The 16,714-nt window shown below is 69.7% G+C and carries 20 protein-coding genes, 1 tRNA gene and 1 pseudogene; 7 read left to right on the top strand and 15 right to left on the bottom strand.

Annotated features, from left to right (window positions below):
* Window positions 1–9 precede the first annotated feature (9 nt).
* From ACFW16_RS04090 to ACFW16_RS04100, 3 genes are all read left to right on the top strand, one after another.
* Window positions 10–1,083, top strand: coding sequence for a 2Fe-2S iron-sulfur cluster-binding protein (locus tag ACFW16_RS04090; RefSeq protein ID WP_380302132.1), 1,074 nt, complete (start codon window positions 10–12; stop codon window positions 1,081–1,083).
* A 73-nt stretch (window positions 1,084–1,156) separates the two neighbouring features.
* Window positions 1,157–1,411 carry a type II toxin-antitoxin system prevent-host-death family antitoxin gene (locus tag ACFW16_RS04095; RefSeq protein ID WP_380302134.1) on the top strand — a complete coding sequence of 85 codons (255 nt, stop codon included), beginning with the start codon at window positions 1,157–1,159 and terminating at the stop codon, window positions 1,409–1,411.
* 10 nt (window positions 1,412–1,421) lie between these two features.
* Window positions 1,422–1,847, top strand: a complete 426-nt coding sequence (locus ACFW16_RS04100; RefSeq protein ID WP_380302136.1) for a hypothetical protein — start codon at window positions 1,422–1,424, stop codon at window positions 1,845–1,847.
* A gap of 42 nt (window positions 1,848–1,889) precedes the next feature.
* Here the strand turns inward: ACFW16_RS04100 and ACFW16_RS04105 are convergent, their stop codons facing one another.
* The 8 genes from ACFW16_RS04105 to ACFW16_RS04140 are packed head-to-tail and all read right to left on the bottom strand — an operon-like array spanning window position 1,890 to window position 8,557.
* Window positions 1,890–2,027 carry a hypothetical protein gene (locus ACFW16_RS04105; RefSeq protein WP_380302138.1) on the bottom strand — a complete coding sequence of 46 codons (138 nt, stop codon included), beginning with the start codon at window positions 2,025–2,027 and terminating at the stop codon, window positions 1,890–1,892.
* Window positions 2,028–2,035: 8 nt separating this feature from the next.
* Entirely contained in the window at window positions 2,036–2,539 is a 504-nt protein-coding gene (locus ACFW16_RS04110; protein WP_380302140.1) for a GNAT family N-acetyltransferase, read from the bottom strand.
* A 2-nt stretch (window positions 2,540–2,541) separates the two neighbouring features.
* Window positions 2,542–3,123 carry an NAD(P)H-dependent oxidoreductase gene (locus ACFW16_RS04115; protein WP_380302142.1) on the bottom strand — a complete coding sequence of 194 codons (582 nt, stop codon included), beginning with the start codon at window positions 3,121–3,123 and terminating at the stop codon, window positions 2,542–2,544.
* 1 nt (window position 3,124) lies between these two features.
* On the bottom strand, window positions 3,125–4,531 hold the full coding sequence (locus tag ACFW16_RS04120) for an FAD-binding oxidoreductase (protein ID WP_380302144.1): 1,407 nt from the start codon (window positions 4,529–4,531) through the stop codon (window positions 3,125–3,127).
* Complete coding sequence (locus ACFW16_RS04125; protein ID WP_380302146.1) at window positions 4,528–5,862, bottom strand: cytosine deaminase; 1,335 nt, start codon at window positions 5,860–5,862, stop codon at window positions 4,528–4,530. The genes ACFW16_RS04120 and ACFW16_RS04125 overlap by 4 nt, the downstream gene beginning before the upstream one ends.
* Before the next feature lies 1 nt (window position 5,863).
* A complete protein-coding gene (locus ACFW16_RS04130) occupies window positions 5,864–6,724 on the bottom strand; it encodes an ABC transporter permease (RefSeq protein WP_380302148.1) in 861 nt (286 codons plus the stop codon).
* Window positions 6,721–7,518: an ABC transporter ATP-binding protein gene (locus tag ACFW16_RS04135; protein ID WP_380302150.1), complete on the bottom strand. Its 798-nt coding sequence runs from the start codon at window positions 7,516–7,518 to the stop codon at window positions 6,721–6,723. Before ACFW16_RS04135 ends, ACFW16_RS04130 begins: the two co-directional genes overlap by 4 nt.
* A gap of 16 nt (window positions 7,519–7,534) precedes the next feature.
* The gene (locus ACFW16_RS04140) at window positions 7,535–8,557 is read right to left on the bottom strand and encodes an ABC transporter substrate-binding protein (RefSeq protein ID WP_380302152.1); all 1,023 of its coding nucleotides are present in this window, start codon (window positions 8,555–8,557) and stop codon (window positions 7,535–7,537) included.
* Between the two features lie 279 nt (window positions 8,558–8,836).
* Between ACFW16_RS04140 and ACFW16_RS04145 the strand changes: the two genes are divergently transcribed.
* Both ACFW16_RS04145 and ACFW16_RS04150 read left to right on the top strand, forming a co-directional pair.
* Window positions 8,837–9,238, top strand: a complete 402-nt coding sequence (locus ACFW16_RS04145; protein WP_380302154.1) for a RidA family protein — start codon at window positions 8,837–8,839, stop codon at window positions 9,236–9,238.
* A gap of 162 nt (window positions 9,239–9,400) precedes the next feature.
* The gene (locus tag ACFW16_RS04150) at window positions 9,401–10,204 is read left to right on the top strand and encodes a creatininase family protein (protein ID WP_380302156.1); all 804 of its coding nucleotides are present in this window, start codon (window positions 9,401–9,403) and stop codon (window positions 10,202–10,204) included.
* Here the strand turns inward: ACFW16_RS04150 and ACFW16_RS04155 are convergent.
* From ACFW16_RS04155 to ACFW16_RS04180, 6 genes are read right to left on the bottom strand one after another with little or no spacing between them, the layout of a single operon-like run.
* Entirely contained in the window at window positions 10,201–11,469 is a 1,269-nt protein-coding gene (locus ACFW16_RS04155; RefSeq protein ID WP_380302158.1) for an adenylate/guanylate cyclase domain-containing protein, read from the bottom strand. The two genes, ACFW16_RS04150 and ACFW16_RS04155, sit on opposite strands and share 4 nt — an antisense overlap.
* Window positions 11,459–11,845 carry a gamma-butyrobetaine hydroxylase-like domain-containing protein gene (locus ACFW16_RS04160; protein WP_380302160.1) on the bottom strand — a complete coding sequence of 129 codons (387 nt, stop codon included), beginning with the start codon at window positions 11,843–11,845 and terminating at the stop codon, window positions 11,459–11,461. The genes ACFW16_RS04155 and ACFW16_RS04160 overlap by 11 nt, the downstream gene beginning before the upstream one ends.
* Before the next feature lie 3 nt (window positions 11,846–11,848).
* Window positions 11,849–12,094, bottom strand: a complete 246-nt coding sequence (locus tag ACFW16_RS04165; RefSeq protein ID WP_380302162.1) for a Trm112 family protein — start codon at window positions 12,092–12,094, stop codon at window positions 11,849–11,851.
* A 26-nt stretch (window positions 12,095–12,120) separates the two neighbouring features.
* Window positions 12,121–12,780 carry an LON peptidase substrate-binding domain-containing protein gene (locus ACFW16_RS04170; protein ID WP_380302164.1) on the bottom strand — a complete coding sequence of 220 codons (660 nt, stop codon included), beginning with the start codon at window positions 12,778–12,780 and terminating at the stop codon, window positions 12,121–12,123.
* 13 nt (window positions 12,781–12,793) lie between these two features.
* Complete coding sequence (trxA, locus tag ACFW16_RS04175) at window positions 12,794–13,711, bottom strand: thioredoxin (RefSeq protein WP_380302166.1); 918 nt, start codon at window positions 13,709–13,711, stop codon at window positions 12,794–12,796.
* A 60-nt stretch (window positions 13,712–13,771) separates the two neighbouring features.
* Complete coding sequence (locus ACFW16_RS04180) at window positions 13,772–14,359, bottom strand: prolyl-tRNA synthetase associated domain-containing protein (RefSeq protein WP_380302168.1); 588 nt, start codon at window positions 14,357–14,359, stop codon at window positions 13,772–13,774.
* A 168-nt stretch (window positions 14,360–14,527) separates the two neighbouring features.
* On the opposite strand from ACFW16_RS04180, the gene ACFW16_RS04185 reads away from it, so the two are divergent.
* Both ACFW16_RS04185 and ACFW16_RS04190 read left to right on the top strand, forming a co-directional pair.
* Window positions 14,528–14,602, top strand: a tRNA-Gly gene (locus ACFW16_RS04185).
* Window positions 14,603–14,963: 361 nt separating this feature from the next.
* Window positions 14,964–15,182: pseudogene (locus ACFW16_RS04190) on the top strand (DUF2958 domain-containing protein); the annotation flags it as partial.
* Window positions 15,183–15,421: 239 nt separating this feature from the next.
* Here ACFW16_RS04190 and ACFW16_RS04195 read toward each other — a convergent pair.
* Window positions 15,422–16,513 (bottom strand): LacI family DNA-binding transcriptional regulator, encoded by a 1,092-nt coding sequence (locus ACFW16_RS04195; protein WP_380302170.1) that lies wholly within the window; start codon window positions 16,511–16,513, stop codon window positions 15,422–15,424.
* Between the last annotated feature and the right edge of the window lie 201 nt (window positions 16,514–16,714).

The raw sequence follows: 16,714 nt of genomic DNA on the forward strand, positions 1-16,714 counted from the left end.
CGGCGGAACATGCCCGGCCCCCTGACCGCGACGCCGAAGCTGTGGAACGCGAAGACGGCCCGGCTGCGCTGCATCGGCATCCGCGAGGAGGCGCCGGACGTCCGCACCTTCCGCTTCGAGGCGGAGGACGGCAGCTGGTTCTCCTACCGCCCCGGCCAGTTCGTGACGCTGGAGCTGCCGGCAGGGCCGGAGCCGGTGCTGCGCACCTACACCCTGGCCTCCACCCCGTCGCGGCCGCACCACGCCAAGATCACCGCCAAGGTGCAGGAAGGCAGCGTCGCCACCCGCTGGCTGTTCGACAGGCTCAAGGTCGGCGACGCGCTGACGGCGCACGGGCCTACCGGCCGCTTCTCGCTGCTCGACCACCCGGCCGAGCGCTACCTGTTCCTGTCGGCCGGCAGCGGCGCCACGCCGATGATGTCGATGGCGCGCTGGCTGTTCGACACCGCGCCGCAGACCGATGTGGTCTACGTCCATTTCGCCCGGCGGCCGCAGGACCTGCTGTTCCGGTCGGAGCTGGGCTACATGGCCGAGGCGGCGTCCGGCCTGCGGCTGCGCTTCGTCGTCACCGGCGCGCCGGCGGGTGAGGGCTGGGCCAGCGGCCGGCTGGATCGGGCGCTGCTGTCCGCGCTGTGCCCGGACGCGGCTGGGCGGACGGTGTTCTGCTGCGGCCCGGACCGGTTCATGGACGCGGCGCGGCGGCTGGCCGGCGACCTCGGCGTGCCGGCGGCGCGCTGGCATGAGGAGAGCTTCGGCGCCACCCCGGCGCCGGTGCCGGTCGCGGCCCCGATCGCGCCGCCGGCCGAGGCGGCGGGGGAGGGGATGCAGGTGGCCTTCACCCGCTCCGGCCGCAAGGCGGCGGTGCTGCCGGGCCAGACCGTGCTGGAGGCGGCGGAAGGCTGCGGCCTGCGCATCCCGACCGCCTGCCGCCAGGGCCTCTGCGGCACCTGCCTGGTGCGCAAGCTGAAGGGCGAGGTGCGGATGGAGCACAATGGCGGCATCGCCGACGAGGAGATCGCCGAAGGCTGGATCCTCGCCTGCTGCTCCCAGCCCGAGACGGCGCTGGTCGAGGTCGAGGTGTGAGGGCCCTGACCTCTCTTGTGCAAAGACGCATTATACGTATAATATGGATATCCACAGTCGGCGGATGTCCACCATGCCCACAGTCGGCGCCCTCGAATTCCAGCGCAAATTCGGCGAGTTCCAGCACCAGGCGCAGCGCGAACCGGTGGAGATCACCCGTCACGGGCGGCGCGAGTTCGTCCTGATGTCGGCCGACCATTACGACTGGCTCAAGGCCGCCGCGCAGCGCACGCACCGCACAGCCGATGCCGCAGACGTAGTGATCGACGCCGTGGAGCGGGCGGAGATGGATCCGGAGCATGGCGCGCTCGACGAGCTGCTGAAGTAGGGCCGGCGGTTTGCTGCTTCCCGATCCAAAGCCGGGCCTCGTCGTGCGCTACGACTATCTCTGGGCGCATGAGGCGGTGGCCGGCCGGGACCAGGGCAAGGATCGTCCGGCCTGTCTCTTGGCAGCGACCGATGATGTTGTCCGCCCGCGCTACGTCGTGCTGCTGCCGATCACCCATAGCCCGCCGGCTGGAGAAGTCGTCGGGATCGAGATCCCTGCAAAGGTCAAGCACGCGATGGGACTCGGCGATGAGCCGAGTTGGGTGATCGTCTCGGAACACAATATCGATGAATGGCCGAATGGCGGCCTGTCGCCCCTGCCCGGCAGACCGGACGTCTTCAGCTACGGTTTCCTTCCGCCCGGCCTGTTCGCCAAGATCAAGGCCAGCTTCCTGGATTTGGCCAAAGCCAAGAGAAGCAGCGCCGTGCGTCGCTGAAACGGAGCTTGGACCGGGGAGTTCGCGTTGCGCCGGCCGTTATCAGAACCGCGCCGTCCCACCACCCGCCAGGAAAGCGTCGCGGTCCCGCCTCAACGCGTCGTCGGCCAGCATCCGCACGATCGCCGGCAGATCCTCTGGCCGCGCCGGCCTGATCCGGATCCTGGGATCCTCGGTCATCTCCGCCCTCATGCTGCGCCAAGATGGCGCAGATAGCGGTAGCGCTCGAGCTCGGGGACGAAGCCCGCATGCTCGAAACCGGCCTTCTCCAGAACCCGGCGCGATGCGGCGTTCTCCGGCCTGGCGAAAGCCTGGATCTCCGGCAGGCCCAAGCGGTCGCGGGCGAAGTGCAGGCTGGCCTCGGTCAGTTCGGTCGCGTAGCCCCGGCCCCAGGTGGAAGGGGCAAACCAGTAGCCGATCTCCAGCCCCCAGTCGGGATCGAACGGATCCTCGAAGACTCCGCCGTATCCGACGAGGCGGCCCTGGGCCTTGTCGAGCACGGCCCAGGGCGCGCAGCCGATCCGGCGGCGCTGCCGCTCGTGCCGGGCGACGTGGCGGCGGCAGTCGCGGAGCGTCGCGAGATGGTGCGTGTGCCGCATCGCCTCGGCGTCGCCGAGGAAGCCGAAGAGGCCGGCCGCGTCGGACAGGCGCGTCGGGCGCAGCAGCAGCCGTTCGGTCCGGATCTCGTCCATGATCAAAGCCTCTTGGCGGTGCCGACCACCTTCGCCAGGAAGGCGTCGCGGTCGGCGTCGGTGGCGCGGTTCATGCCGTAGAGGGCGAGATAGCGCACCGGCGCCCAGGGGCGGATCAGGCCGCGCAGCCAGCGCCGCACCAGCTTGCGCGGCGGGTCGCCCATCAGCAGCGAGGCCCAGCGCGTGCCGCCATAGGAGACGACCGCGGTCAGGGACCGGATGTGCTGCAGGTTCGGATGGGCCCGGCCGTCGCGCATCACGAAGGACACGCCGGGCAGCATCACCCGGTCGAACCAGCCCTTCAGGATCGCCGGGAAGCCGAAGTTCCACACCGGCGCCATGATCACCAGCGCCTCGGCCCGCAGCAGGCGCTCGACATGGGACTCCACCGGCCGGCGGTTGGCCGACAGGTCGTGGTACTGCAGCCGCTCCTCCCGCGTCAGGATCGGGTCGAAGCCCTCGGCGTAGAGGTCGCAGTCGTCGACCTCGTGCCCGGCCCGGCGCAGCGCCTCGACCATCGCCCGGTGCAGCGCGGCGTGGAAGCTGGTCTCGACCGGATGCGCGAACAGCACCAGGACGCGCATCTCACCCCGTCGCCTGCAGCCCCGGGAACAGGTAGATGCGGCCGGAGTTCAGGTCGTAGCCGGGATCGTCCCAGCCGATCATCTTGCCGGGGTTCAAGAGGCCGCGCGGATCGGTCTCGCGCTTGAAGGCCAGCTGCACCGCGTCGGTGCGCTTCATGCCGCCCTCCTCCAGCGTGTAGCGGTGCGGGTTGAAGATCAGGCAGCCATGGTCCTCGTGGATGCGGATGATCTCGTCCAGCCGTTTCTCGCTGGTGAAGCGCACGATCGGCAGGCCGGAGCAGGTGACGTTGCCGTCGAAGCGGATGATCTCGAGATGGCCCGGCACCTCGTCGCCAAAGATCTTCGTCATCTCCTCGACCAGCCGCAGATGGTCGGGGAAGGGGTACAGCACCTGCAGATAGGTGATGGTCGGGTCGATCTTGATCGCCCTGAGGGTGGTGTGGTTCCAGGTCAGCTCGTACAGCGGCGGCAGGCCCTTCTTCTCCTCGTCGGTCGCGGTGTCGGCGCGGAACAGCACCTCGCCCTTCGACCGTTTCATGAAGGCCTCGAAGCCGCCCATGGCGAAGTCCGCCACCATCAGCAGCACGACCGACTGGTCGGGGCGGACGAACTTGCGGTGCTTGAGGAAGTAGTCATGGGGCACCGGGGCCGCGACTGGTGCGATCTCCTTCAGCAGCAGCCCGTCGGCCCGGCCGATCTCCTCGCTGAAGCGGACCGCGTCCATCCAGTCGTCGAAGCCGACCATGACGTCGACCCAGTCCGGCGCCGCGGCCAGCGGGATCTCGACCTCGGTGATGATGCCGTTGGTGCCGTAGGCGTGCAGCGCCTTCAGCAGGTCCTCGCCGGTCAGGTCGAGGATGCGCGGCTCCGCCTCCATCGTCACCAGCCGCACGCGCATGACGTTGCCGAGGTTGCGCAGGCCGCCCCAGCGGATCGAGCCGACGCCGCCGGAGCCGCCGGCCAGGAAGCCGCCGATCGTCGCCATCCGGTAGGTCGACGGGAACAGCCGCATCTCCTGCCCGACCCTGGCCCGGGTCTGCACGTCCATCTGGGCCAGCACGGCGCCGGCCTCGGCCACCACCGCGCCGGGACGGATCGCGGCGACCCGGTTCATCCGCGCCAGGTTCAGCACCATGCCGCCGGACAGCGGCATGGCCTGGCCGTAATTGCCGGTGCCGGCGCCGCGCGGCGTCACCGGCACGCCATGGGCATAGGCCGCCTGCAGCGCCTGCACCACCTCGGCCTCCGAGGTCGGCGAGACGACGATGTCGCCCGTGACGTGCTCCAGCTGCCGCTTCAGCACCGGCGAGTACCAGAAGAAATCCTGGCTCTTCTGCTTCACCAGCACCGGGTCGTCGGTGACCCTCAAGCCCTCCAGGTCGCGCTTCAGCGCGGCGAGATCGGTCATGCCTGCTCTCCTTCGGGCGCCAGCAGCGCGTCCAGCTCGCGGTAGTCCGGCGGGGTGGTGTCGATCGCGCGGCCGGCACGGACCACGATCCGGTCGGCCTGGGGGCGGGACAAGAGCTCGGTCCAGCTGCGGGCGCGCAGCAGCACCAGGTCGGCGCCGCCGCCTTCGGCCAGACGGCCGAGATCGGGCCGGCCTAGCACCTCGGCCGGGGTCGCGGTCACCGCCCGCGGCCAGTCGCCGACCGGGTGGTCGAGATGCAGGATGCGCGTCGCCTGGGCATAGACCTCGAGCGCGTCGAGATCGCCATAGGCGTAGAACGGGTCGCGGGTGTTGTCGGACGACACCATCACCGGGATGCCGCGGGCCTTCATCTCGTGCAGCAGCGTCACCCCGCGCCAGCGCGGCGTGACCCCGGCGCGGCGGTCCTGCAGGTACATGTTGCACATCGGCAGCGATACGACGGCCAGGCCGGCCTCGGCCACCAAGTCCAGCGTGCGGTCGATGACGTCCTCCGGCTGCCGGGCCAGGGAGCAGCAATGGCCGACCAGCACCCGGCCGCGGAAGCGGTGCCGGATCGCGGCCTCGGCGATCAGCGCCAGCGACCGCACCGCCGGGTCGCCGGTCTCGTCGGCGTGGAAGTCGAGGTCGAGGTCGTGTTTGGCGGCGTGGGAAAACATCCGGTCGATCCCGGCCTCCAGGCCCGGCACCGGATAGGTGACGGCACCGAGGATGCCGCCATGGGCGCGCACGGTCCGGCTGAGGTCGTCGAAAGTCGGGTCCTCCAGCACCCGGTCGATGCCGACGAGGGCCGAGCCCTGCAGCTCGATCCGCCCGGCCCATTCCTGGCGCAGCTCGGCGAAGACCGGCCAGGAGATGCGGTGCTGCGGCGGGCCGCTGTCGATATGGGTGCGGATCAGCCGGGTGCCGTGGACGAAGGCGCAGCGCAGGCTGAACGCCATCCGCGCCCGCACGTCTTCCGCCGTCCAATGCGCCGCGGTGTCCGCCCGGACGGTGGACAGCGCGCCGTCGAAGCTGCCGTCAGGGTTCGGCGCGCGCGGCCAGATATGACCCTTGTCGAGATGGGTGTGCGCCTCGACGAAGGCCGGCCAGATCATGCCGCGATCCAGGTCCAGCGCCGGCAGCGCCGCGCCCTCGGCGTCGGGGCTGCCGGCCGGGCGGATCGCGGCGAGCGTGCCGCCGTCGATGATCAGGTCGGCGAGGGCCAGGCCTTCGCGGTCCGGCGCCAGATCCGCGCCCTCGGCCAGGCAGGCCGGCACGGTGGCGTTGGCCAGGCGATAGCGCCGGGCGTCCGGCAGGCGGGCGAAACCCATCTCAGTTCTCCCGCCGGATCGCGCTTTCGTGCCAGCGCCGCAGCAGCAGGTGCGACACCAGGCTGGTCAGGGCGAAGATCGCCAGGCCGGTCAGGGTGATCAGGATCAGGGCCGCGAACAGCCGCGGCACGTTCAGCCGCCGTCCGGCCTCGAGGATGCGGAAGGCCAGGCCGGACTGCGCCCCGGCCGATCCGGCCGCGAACTCCGCCACCACCGATCCGATCAGCGCCAGCCCGCCGCCGATCCTGAGGCCGGTGGCGAAGTAGGGCAGGGCGGCCGGGATGCGGAGGTGCAGCAGCGATTGCCAGCGCGAGGCGCCGTACAGCTCGAACAGGTTCAAGAGGTTGTGGTCGGTGCTCTTCAGCCCCTGGGTCATGTTCGACAGGATCGGGAAGAAGGCGACGATGAAGGCGCAGATCAGCAGCACCGATTCGGTCGAAGGCGCGTAGATGATGATCAAGGGCGCGATCGCCACGATCGGCGTCACCTGCAGCACCACGGCATAGGGGTAGAAGGCCAGCTCCAGCCAGCGCGACTGGATGAACAGGATGGCCAGCGCCACGCCCCCCACCAGCGCCGCGGCCAGGGCGGCGAAGGTGATGGTCAGCGTCACCGCCAGGGCCGAGGACAGGATCGGCCAGTCGCCGACCATCGTCGCCGCCACCTCGGTCGGCGCCGGCAGGATGTAGCGCGGCACCTGATAGGCCGTGACGTACCATTGCCACAGCGCGACGAAGGCGCCGAAGGCGATCACCGGCACCGCGATCCGCGCCGCCAGGGCCCGGATGCGGCCGGGGTCGGCCCGCCGGGCCTCGGCGATCGCGGCGTCGTCCTCGCCGGTCTGGATCCCGATCTCGCTCATCGCTGCTCCGCCGCCACCATGATCGCCCGCATCAGCGCGTCCGACACGGTGCGGCAGCGCTCGTTGTAGGGCGTGGACATCCGGTATTCGTTGCCGCGCGGATAGGGGGCGTCGACCGCCACCTCCTCGATCACCCGGCCCGGCCGCGCCGCCATCACCACGATCCGGGACGACAGGTAGACGGATTCGAACACCGAATGGGTGACGAAGACGATGGTCCAGTTCTGCCCCTGCCACAGCCGCAGCAGGTCGTCGTTCAGCTTGATCCGGGTGATCTCGTCCAGCGCCGCGAAGGGTTCGTCCATCAGCAGCAGCTTCGGCCGGGTGACCAGGGCGCGGGCGATCGACACCCGCATCTTCATGCCGCCCGACAGCTCGCGCGGATAGGCGTCGGCGAAGCGGTCCAGCCCGACCATCGCCAGCGCCTCCATCACCCGGTCGCGCGCCGCCGCCCGCGACAGGCCCTTCAGCCGCAGCGGCAGCCAAACGTTCTTGAACACCGTGGCCCAGGGCATCAGCGTCGGCTCCTGGAACACGAAGCCGACCTCGCCGTCGGTGGTGGCCCGGCCGCCATTCGGCCAGCGGATCGCGCCGGCCGAGGGCGCGCCGAGGCCCGCGATCAGCCGCAGCGCCGTCGACTTGCCGCAGCCGGAGGGACCGAGCAGGCTGACGAACTCCCCCTCCCGGATGTCGAGCGACAGGGCGGAGAGGGCGAGGGTGCCGCTGGCGAAGCGCTTCGACACCCCGTCCAGCGACACCAGCACCCCGGCAGCGCCGTCCCCGGGCGTGGTCAAGGCGACCGAATCCACCTCAGCCGCCGGCCAGTTTCTTGTAGAGGTCGAGGCCGACCCCCTTGCAGACGAAGCGGTTGGTGAAGGCCTTGCCCACCTCCAGCCCGGCGTCCAGCACCCCGGCCTTGACCATGCTGTCGTAGAAGCGCTGGTACCGCTCCGCGCTCATGCAGCCGATGCCCTGGGTCTCGGCTTCGCCGGCGATGACGATGTGCTGGGCCTTCAGCTGCTCGCGCCCATAGGCCAGCTGCTCGTCCGTCATCTCCGGATTGTCTTTCTTGATCAGGGTGTTGGCCGCGCTGTTGTCGCCGTAGAGATAGCTGTACCAGCCGATGATCGAGGCATCGACGAAGCGCTGCACCAGATCCGGGTTCTGGTCGATCAGCGACTGCTGCACCGCGATGGTGGTGGCATAGGCCTCGTAGCCGTTGTCGGCGAGCAGGAAGACCTTGGGCTTCCAGCCGGCCTGCTTCTCGATGTCCCGCGGCTCCGACGTCAGATAGCCCTGCTGGCCGGATTTCGGGTCGGCGATGAAGGGGGCGGGGTTGAAGCTGTAGGGCTTGTACTGCTCGTCCCGGAAGCCGGGATAGGCCGATTTCAGCCAGCGGAAATAGGTGTCGTAGCCCTCGCCGGACAGGAACAGCGTGTCCAGCTTCGCCAGGTCGGCGATGGTCTCGATCCCCTGGTCGGGATGGGCCATCAGCACCTGCGGGTCCTTCTGGAAGATGGCGGCGACGTTGATCACCGGCACCCCTTCCTTGACCGAATCGAAGGCGTCCAGCGTGCCGCCCATGAAGAAGTCGATCTGGCCGGCGACGAGGCGCGCCCGGTTGGCAGCCTGCGGCCCGCCCATGACGATGGTGACATCCAGGCCGAACTTGGCGTAGGTGCCGTCCGCCACCGCCTGGTAGTAGCCGCCGTGCTCGGCCTGGGCCAGCCAGTTGGTGCCGAAGCTGACCTTGTCGGCCGCGGCGGCCGCGCCGGCTGCCATTCCCGCCGTCAAGCCGAGGGCGAGAGCGAGGACCCGTCCGAAGAGTTGCATGAAGCCGATCCCATTGTCGTTTTTATGCCGCAGCGCCAAAGACGACAGGAAGCAACGGCCGTGCCATCCGCCTCCGGTTGAAAGAGGCGCCGCGGCCGGCCGGCGATCCGCGGGAGATCGTCTCATCGGGCGTCCGGACGGCGGCGCGCCGCGGCCGACGCCCATCCTTCCGGTGCCCAACGAATGGGCAGCCTAGTCCAGTTTTCTTGCACCCGGCAACCTTGTCACCGAGCGTGCGCAGTCCTACGGTTCCCTGCCTTTTGCGGGAGACGAATCCCCTTGTCGCGCCCCATCACCCCCGCCGGAATCCGGCCGCCCTTCGCCCGCTACAGCCATGCCGTCGAGGTGCCGGCGGGCAGCCGCCTGGTGGTCTGTTCCGGCCAGCTCGGCATCGGCCCGGACGAGGCGGTGCCGGCCACGGTCGAAGGCCAGGCCGAGCTGTGCTTCGAGAACATCCGCGCGATCCTGGCGGCGGCGGGGCTGGACCTGTCGCACATCATCCGGATCAACGCCTTCGTCACCGGGCGGGAGCATCTCCCGGGCTACATGGCGGTGCGCGACCGCGTCGTCGCCGACCCGCCCCCGGCCTCGACCCTGATGATCGTCTCCGGCTTCTCCCGGCCGGAGTTCCTGGTCGAGGTGGAGGTGATCGCCGCCGGCCCGGCAGAGCCAGTGGGATAGAGAGAATGCCCCTATACTTGTCATCCTCGGGCTTGACCCGAGGATCCAGGGGCTTTCAAAGCAGCTCTCGACGGCTCCTGGATTGCCGGGTCAAGCCCGGCAATGACAGCAAAGGGATGGATCCGCCTTTTTACCCGTGCCCCGCCGCCTGAGAGGATACCCATGCTGCCGAAGCGCCATTGGCACGAGATGACGACGCTCGACTTCCGAGATGGTGAAGCCGAGGGCTGGATCGCGGTGCAGCCGGTCTGCGCCATCGAGCAGCACGGGCCGCATCTGCCGGTCTACACCGACACCTGCATCGCCGAGGGCATGGTGCGGCGGGTGCTGGAGCTGCTGCCGGGCGACCTGCCGGTGACCTTCCTGCCGACCCAGGCGGTCGGCAAGTCGAACGAGCACATCGCCTCGCCCGGCACCCTGACCCTGTCCTGGGAGACGCTGACGCAGCTCCTGATCGAGATCGGCGAGAGCGTGCGGCGGGCGGGGGTGCGCAAGCTGATCCTGATCAACTCGCATGGCGGCAACGTGCCGATCCTCGACGTGGTGGCGCGCGAGCTCAGGGTCCGGCACGGCATGCTGGCGGTGCATTCGGCCTGGTCGCGCTTCGGCAACCCGGACGGGCTGTTCCCGGCGGAGGAGGCGGCGTACGGCATCCATGGCGGCGACATGGAGACCTCGGTGATGCTGCATCTGCGCCCGGACCTGGTGAAGATGGACCTGGCCGAGGATTTCCGGTCGACCCAGCTGCAGTTCATCGAGGAGTTCGCGCATCTGCGGGCGCATGGCGTGTCGCAGTTCGGCTGGATGGCGCAGGACCTGAACCCCGGCGGCGCGGTCGGCAACGCCGGCAACGCCACGGCCGAGAAGGGGCGGCAGGTGGTCGACCACCAGGCCGCCGCCTTCGTCGCCCTGTGCCGCGACGTGCACGGCTTCGACCTGGCGCGGTTGTGGGAGCCTGGCGCCTAAGCCGGCGTGAACACCTCGACCGGGGCCCGCACGCCGCGCAGGGTCTGAAGGCCGAGGCAGCGGAACAGCTGCGGCGCCGCCAGCGTCTCGACGAAGCGGCGGCTGACCACCATCGGCACGCCCAGCGCGCCGCACAGATGCTCCAGCCGGGCGGCCTCGTTCACCGCCGGGCCGATGATGGTGAAGTCCAGCCGCTGGCCCGAGCCGACATTGCCGTACAGCACGTCGCCGGCATGCAGCGCCACGTCCAGCGACATCACCGGCGCGCCCGCTTCGGCGCGGCGGAGGTTGATCGCGGCGATCCGCTCCAGCGCCTCGGTGGCGGCCGCCAGCGTCCGGCCGCAGGTCTCGGCCGGGTCGTCCTCGGCGAAGGCGAAGGTGGCCAACAGGCCGTCGCCCATGAACTTCAGCACCTGCCCGCCGCGGGCCTCGACCGGCGTCGCCAGCGCGTCGAGATAATCGTCCAGCATGCTGACCAACTGGCCCTGCGGCAGGGCGTCGGCCAGGGCGGTGAAGCCGCGCAGGTCGCCGACCAGGATCGCGGCCGAGATGGTCTCGACCGAGCCGCGGCGGATCTCGCCGTCCAGCACCCGCCGGCCGACGTCGCGCCCGAGATAGGTGCCGAGCACGGTGCGGAAGGCGGCGAGATCGATGCCGGCGCGGATGGCGGCGCCGAACACCGGCATCAGGTCGTCGAGCGCCCGCACCTCCGCCTCGGCGAAGCCGCCGGGCCGGTCGGTCGCCAGCGTGACCGAGGCGCCGGTGCGCAGCGGGTGCAGCGTGCCGTCGAAGCCGAAGGGAATGATGAAGCAGAGATAGTCGGTGGCGCCGGCGTCGCGGAACTCCGCCAGGATCGGGAAGCGGTCCACCCCCTCGCCCCGCTCCAGCCGGTAGCGGGTCAGCGGCACGATGTCCTCGGCCCGGGCGGCGGCGGGATCGGCGGCGGCCTCCCGCGCGGCCAGCACCGCCTCGTAGATCGGGCTGGGGCTCGCCATCCTGCCCCAGGAGCCGTGGCCGTACTCCTCCCTCTCCCGGCCGCCGTCGCGGGTCCAGATCAGGCCGAACGCCTCCATCTCCGGATGCAGGGTGGTGGCCGAGAGATAGGCCCGCCACAGCGGGATGCCGGCTGCCAGCAGGCCGTCGGCGAAGCCGCAGGCGACGTCCTGCACCGGCCCGGCCATCAGCGCCTGATTGCCCAGCCAGCGCCGCAGCCCGGCCAGGGCGGCGGCGGTCGCGGCGGGCAGGGCGTCCGCCCTATCGGTCACGCGACAGGCCGCGCTCCTCCAGCGCGGCGAGATAGGCGCGCCACAGCTCGTCCTGCCGGGTCGCCAACTCGTGCAGCCAGGTCCAGGAATAGATCCCGGTGTCGTGGCCGTCGTCGAACACCAGCCGTACGGCGTAATGGCCGACCGGCTCGACCGCCGTGATCGCGACGTTGCGCTTGCCGGGCACGATCGTCTTCTGCGACGGGCCGTGGCCCTGCACCTCGGCCGAGGGGCTCTCGACCCGCAGCAGCTCGGCCGACAGGGTGACGTGCAGCCCGTCGTCGAAGCGCAGCTCCAGCACGCGCTCGGCCCGCTTCAGCCGGATCTCGACCGGCCGGGCGGCGCTGCCGGTGAGGGGCGGGCTGCCCATGCTCATGGGTCAGCGCCGCGCGTCGGGGTCGAGCGGCCGGGCCTCGTCGATCAGCATGATCGGGATGCCGTCGCGGATCGGATAGGCCAGCCGCGCCTGGTCCGAGATCAGCTCCTGCGCCTTCGCGTCATAGCGCAACGGCGACTTGGTCAGCGGGCAGACCAGCATCTCGAGCAGGCGCGGGTCGACCCCGGTGGGGCTGGGGGCCGGGCTGCTGGAACCGGCGGCGCTGCCGGGCTCGGAGGTATCGCTCATGGGCAAGGGTCCGGGAACAGGGGCCGTCAGTGGCGCACGCGGCCGGCATGGCCGCCATGGATCGCCATCCGGATGATCGATAGCATGACTCGGGTGCGCTCGCAGAGATCCTTCGCCTCCAGCAGCGCCTGCTTCTCCTGCGGCTCGAACGGGCAGATCATGGCCAGCGAGGTGACCAGCCGCTCATCCGGGGTCTGGCCGATCGCCTCCCAGTCGGCGGACAGGCCGGCGATGCGGAAATAGTCGGTCAGGGCCTGGTTCAGGCCGGCGCGGTCGATCTCGGCCGGGGTGGGCTCGGCCATGTCGGCGGAAAAGCCGGTCCAGCCCGGCCGCACCCGGCGGTAGCCGCGCCGCTCCTCCAGCTCCTCCTCGACCCGGAACCGGCACAGCCCGGTCAGGGTGATCAGGTAGCGGCCGTCATCGGTCTCGTCGAAGCTGGTGATCCGGCCGGCGCAGCCGACGGCGTAGAGCGGCGGCGGGGCGGCGCCCCACTGGCCGGGGCGGGGCTGGATCATGCCGATCATCCGGCCGCCGGCCAGCGCGTCCTCGACCATGGCGAGATAGCGCGGCTCGAAAATGTTGAGGGGCAGGAGGCCGCGCGGCAGCAGCAGGACCCCGGGCAGGGGGAAGACCGGCAGGTCGGTGCCGAGGTCCTGGAAGGCGGGCGCGCGCGGCCCCCTCTTCATGTCCGCAACCGGATCATGAAAACAGGAGCGAGGACAACCGACGCCGGCCGGACAGGGTCAGGGGGTCGGTCGGGCCCAGGGCCTCGAACAGCTTGACCAGCTGCTTGCGCGCCGCCTGGTCGTTCCATTCGCGGTCGCGGCGGAACAGCTCCAGGAGCTCGTCCATCGCCGCGTCCTGCTGGCCGGCGCCGTAGAGGGCGGTCGACAGCTCGTAGCGCGCCTCGTGGTCGTTCGGGTTGGCCTCCAGCCGCTGGCGCAGCCCGGCCAGGCCGGCGATGGCGACGGCGCTCTGCTCGGCCAGCTCCAGCGCGCTCTTCGCCGCGGCGATGTCGGCGTGGCGCGCCATCTCCGGCGTCAGGCTCTCCAGGAACTGCTTGGCCTGCTCGATCTCGCCCAGCGCAATCAGGCAGCGGGCCAAGCCGGCCGCGGCCGCCGCGCTGTCCGGGGCGTGCGCCAGGACATGCTGGTAGATGCCGGCCGCCTCCTCGATGTTGCCGCTGTCGAGCACGCTCTTGGCCTCGGCCAGCAGCTCGTCGACATGGTCGTGGGAATCATGTCCGGCCAGCTGCACCAGCTTGTCGATGAAGCTCTTGACCTGGCTCTCCGGCACCGCGCCCATGAAGCCGTCGACCGGGCGGCCCTGGTAGAAGGCGTAGACGGTCGGCACCGACTGGATGCGCAGCTGCGCCGCCAGGGCCTGGTTCTGGTCGATGTCGACCTTGACCAGCCGGACCTTGCCCTGGGCGGCCTGGACCTGCTTCTCCAGCAGCGGCCCCAGCGTCTTGCACGGGCCGCACCAGGTGGCCCAGAAGTCGACGATGACCGGCACCTCCATCGAGGCCTCGATCACGTCGGCTCGGAAGCCGGCGGTGTTGCTGTCCTTGATCACCGGTACGGCGCCGCCGGAAGCGGCATTGAGAAGGGCATCCATGGCGTTGTCCCAGGTCTGGTATTGATCTGTGCCGAAGGCCGGCGGCGGCAAGCGGCGGCGTCAGCCGCCCGCAGGCGCGGCCTCGGCCGGGAGGGTGACAGAGTCGAGATCGACGATATGGGGTTCGTGGCCGCAGCTGGCAATGAAGGCCAGGAGGCCGGCCGGCTCGATCGCCGTGGTCATGGTGTTGACCAGCGGGTGGAAGTGCAGGGTGCCGTGCCGCATCATGTCGGCGTCCAGCACCACCGTCACCCGCCGGGCGTCGTCGTTGATGATGGCGAAGGGCGTGACCGAGCCGGGGGTGACGCCCAGCGCCTCCATCAGCCGGTCGGGCGAGCCGAAGGACAGCCGGCCGGAGCCGAGCAACTCGCCCAGCGCCTTCAGGTCGACGCGGCGCTCCTCCTCGCACACGACGAGCCAGGCCTGGCCCTTCTTGTTGCGCAGGAACAGGTTCTTGGAGTGCCAGCCGGGCAGGAGGCCGCGCAGGTGGCGCGATTCCTCGACCGTGAACACGGCCTCGTGCTCATGCGTCGTGACCGGGACGGCGAGCGAGCGCAGCCGCGCGAACAGGTCGGCGGGGGTCGCGCAGGGGCGGGCTGCGGCGGCGGGCGGGGACGATTCGGGGGCGGTGCTGTCGGGCGCGGTCATGGCCCGGTGTTATACGAGCCTGCGGCCCTGCTTCCAAGCCCGCCCCGGCCGGCGTCCGGCCGCACCCGGCGGGGCGCGAAAAATTTCCGCATTTAGATGCTTGCAAATCCCGCGGCATCGGATATAACCCGCCACCTCGACGGGCGCTGCGGCGCCGACGACGCCAGAGCGGGCGTAGCTCAGGGGTAGAGCACAACCTTGCCAAGGTTGGGGTCGAGGGTTCGAATCCCTTCGCCCGCTCCAGTTTCTTCCAGGACAATCAGAGATTTAGAGATCGCGGATCTGAGGCTGCCCAGCACCTTTCGGTCCTGGTCAACACGGTTCTCATGGTGACCTGCTGAGGTGGGTCGCTGATCCCACGCCTGAGCAATCCGCGATCGAGAGCGACTCGGGCGGCGGCCGCACTGCGAGCCGTCGCTAGAGTTGACCTGTCCGCTTGCCACCGCTGTGATCGCCCCATCTCGGGCCTCCGACGCTGGCCGGTGCCGCCGCGGCGTCAAGCCCGGCCCGCACCGGACCGTGTTGGGCCTGACGCCGCGGCCTGTTGGCGCCGGCCCTTCGCCTCCTCGCCCTCGATCGGAGGGCGATCGCAACGGAGGCAACCATGTCCCATCCCCTCATCACCGACGCGCAGCGTGCCGAACTCCTCGCCAACGGCGCCCGCACTGCGGCCGGCGAGGCGATCGACCCGTATCCCGTCGTCAAGCTCTTCACCCCGGACGCCGGCGCCACCTGGCTCCTCACCGAGCTCGACCCGGCCGACCCCGACCTCGCCTTCGGCCTCTGCGACCTCGGCTTTCCCGAGCTCGGTTCGGTCCGGCTATTGACCTTCGGCCCGCCGCCCTCGATCAGGGTCGAATCGTCCACGGAGGGGCTGGCGTAGTCTCCGCTGAGTGCGAATGCACTCAGATCAGTGTGCGCCTGGGCATCAATGCCGCCGTCGAGGATCAGCCCAGGGCAGGCCGAGGAACCCAGAGGACCACAGCCTGCGCGGGGAGATCATACCGGCCGCCTGCTGGAAATTGACGGCGTTGCGATGAGCGTGTCCCGTGGCCCCCGGCATCACGAGCAGATCCGGTCCGGCACGGCCGTAGTGCCGGGCGCTCGTTGAACATCAGCTCGGCGCAGAGACGGGGGATCCTTCGCGCCCGTCGTGCTTTCGCGAACGATGAGTTGGCCGTGCAGCAGCGTGCTGCGGGGCGGCGGCAGCGGGCCTTCCGAACCAACAAGCTCCAGCAGCCGAGCCACTGCCAGCCGGGCGAGCTCGCCGACATCGTTGTCGATGGTCGAGATCGGCGTCGCGGCGAATCTCGCGGCATCGATATTGTCGAAGCCGATGATCGCGATCTGTTTCGGTACGGCGAGATTGTTGATCCGCGCCCAGCGCAGAGCGCCGAGCGAAAGGACATCGCTGCTTGCGAATACAGCCGTGGGTCGGTCGGCAAGGCTCATGACGGCATCCATGGCCTCGATGCCGCTTTCGATCGTGTGACGCGGGGCATAGCCGATCAGGGCCGGATCGATCTCGATTCCGGCCGCGCGGAGCGCCTCGAGATAGCCATCCCTCTTTTTCTGTGGCGTGCCGACTTCAGGAATGAGCGTCCCGATCCTGCGATGTCCGCGATCGATCAGGTGCCGCGTCGCGTCATATGCGCCGGTAAATTCGTCGATCCCGACCGCGTCGACGCCGGCTTCACGCAGACCAACCAGAAGCACGATAGGGAAATTGCGCTGCCGCAGCTTCTGGAGATGATCGAGGCGCGAATGCAGAAGCGGATAGATCAGGATGCCGTCCACCATTCGCGTCTGGAACATCTCGATGGCACGGACCTCTTCCTCGAAACTGCCGTTCGAGGTCGCGAAGAGGACGCTGTAGCCCCGCTCGGCGAGCGCGAGCTGGATCTTCTGCGCGGCGCTGGTCAGGATCGGATTCGTGACATCATGGAGGATGAGTCCGACCGTGTTGCTCTTCAGGGAAACCAGGGACTTGGCGAAGTGATTGGGGACATAGTCAAGCTCCTCCGCAACCCGGCTGATGATCTCGCGAGCCGCAGCGGAAATCCGGGTGCTGCCCCGCAGCGCGAGCGACACAGTATTGACCCCGTAGCCGGTCTTCGCGGCGATGTCTTTCAGTCTCGCTTTTTCTCTGGCCATTCGGAACTCCCGGCACCCCTCGCGCGAAGGCGGGCTCTTAGGAAGAGCACGGAACGGATCTCAAAGCCAGTCCCGCACGATCCCCGAAGATCCCCGTCAAAACCCTTGCCAAGCCTGCGTAGTAACGTTACAACGTATTAACGGTACTACACCACTGCGACGGATGTCGCGGTCATGAGAAAGCCTCTCGGGAATCCGATT

Origin of the sequence: Inquilinus sp. NPDC058860 (assembly GCF_042743185.1) — a bacterium.
Lineage (GTDB): Bacteria > Pseudomonadota > Alphaproteobacteria > DSM-16000 > Inquilinaceae > Inquilinus.

Coding starts and splice junctions, on each gene's coding strand:
- ACFW16_RS04090 (WP_380302132.1), top strand. CDS start 10: ATGCCCGGCCCCCTGACCGCGACGCCGAAGCTGTGGAACGCGAAGACG.
- ACFW16_RS04095 (WP_380302134.1), top strand. CDS start 1,157: ATGCCCACAGTCGGCGCCCTCGAATTCCAGCGCAAATTCGGCGAGTTC.
- ACFW16_RS04105 (WP_380302138.1), bottom strand. CDS start 2,027: ATGACCGAGGATCCCAGGATCCGGATCAGGCCGGCGCGGCCAGAGGAT.
- ACFW16_RS04110 (WP_380302140.1), bottom strand. CDS start 2,539: ATGGACGAGATCCGGACCGAACGGCTGCTGCTGCGCCCGACGCGCCTG.
- ACFW16_RS04115 (WP_380302142.1), bottom strand. CDS start 3,123: ATGCGCGTCCTGGTGCTGTTCGCGCATCCGGTCGAGACCAGCTTCCAC.
- ACFW16_RS04120 (WP_380302144.1), bottom strand. CDS start 4,531: ATGACCGATCTCGCCGCGCTGAAGCGCGACCTGGAGGGCTTGAGGGTC.
- ACFW16_RS04125 (WP_380302146.1), bottom strand. CDS start 5,862: ATGGGTTTCGCCCGCCTGCCGGACGCCCGGCGCTATCGCCTGGCCAAC.
- ACFW16_RS04130 (WP_380302148.1), bottom strand. CDS start 6,724: ATGAGCGAGATCGGGATCCAGACCGGCGAGGACGACGCCGCGATCGCC.
- ACFW16_RS04140 (WP_380302152.1), bottom strand. CDS start 8,557: ATGCAACTCTTCGGACGGGTCCTCGCTCTCGCCCTCGGCTTGACGGCG.
- ACFW16_RS04150 (WP_380302156.1), top strand. CDS start 9,401: ATGCTGCCGAAGCGCCATTGGCACGAGATGACGACGCTCGACTTCCGA.
- ACFW16_RS04160 (WP_380302160.1), bottom strand. CDS start 11,845: ATGAGCATGGGCAGCCCGCCCCTCACCGGCAGCGCCGCCCGGCCGGTC.
- ACFW16_RS04165 (WP_380302162.1), bottom strand. CDS start 12,094: ATGAGCGATACCTCCGAGCCCGGCAGCGCCGCCGGTTCCAGCAGCCCG.
- ACFW16_RS04170 (WP_380302164.1), bottom strand. CDS start 12,780: ATGAAGAGGGGGCCGCGCGCGCCCGCCTTCCAGGACCTCGGCACCGAC.
- trxA (WP_380302166.1), bottom strand. CDS start 13,711: ATGGATGCCCTTCTCAATGCCGCTTCCGGCGGCGCCGTACCGGTGATC.
- ACFW16_RS04180 (WP_380302168.1), bottom strand. CDS start 14,359: ATGACCGCGCCCGACAGCACCGCCCCCGAATCGTCCCCGCCCGCCGCC.
- ACFW16_RS04195 (WP_380302170.1), bottom strand. CDS start 16,513: ATGGCCAGAGAAAAAGCGAGACTGAAAGACATCGCCGCGAAGACCGGC.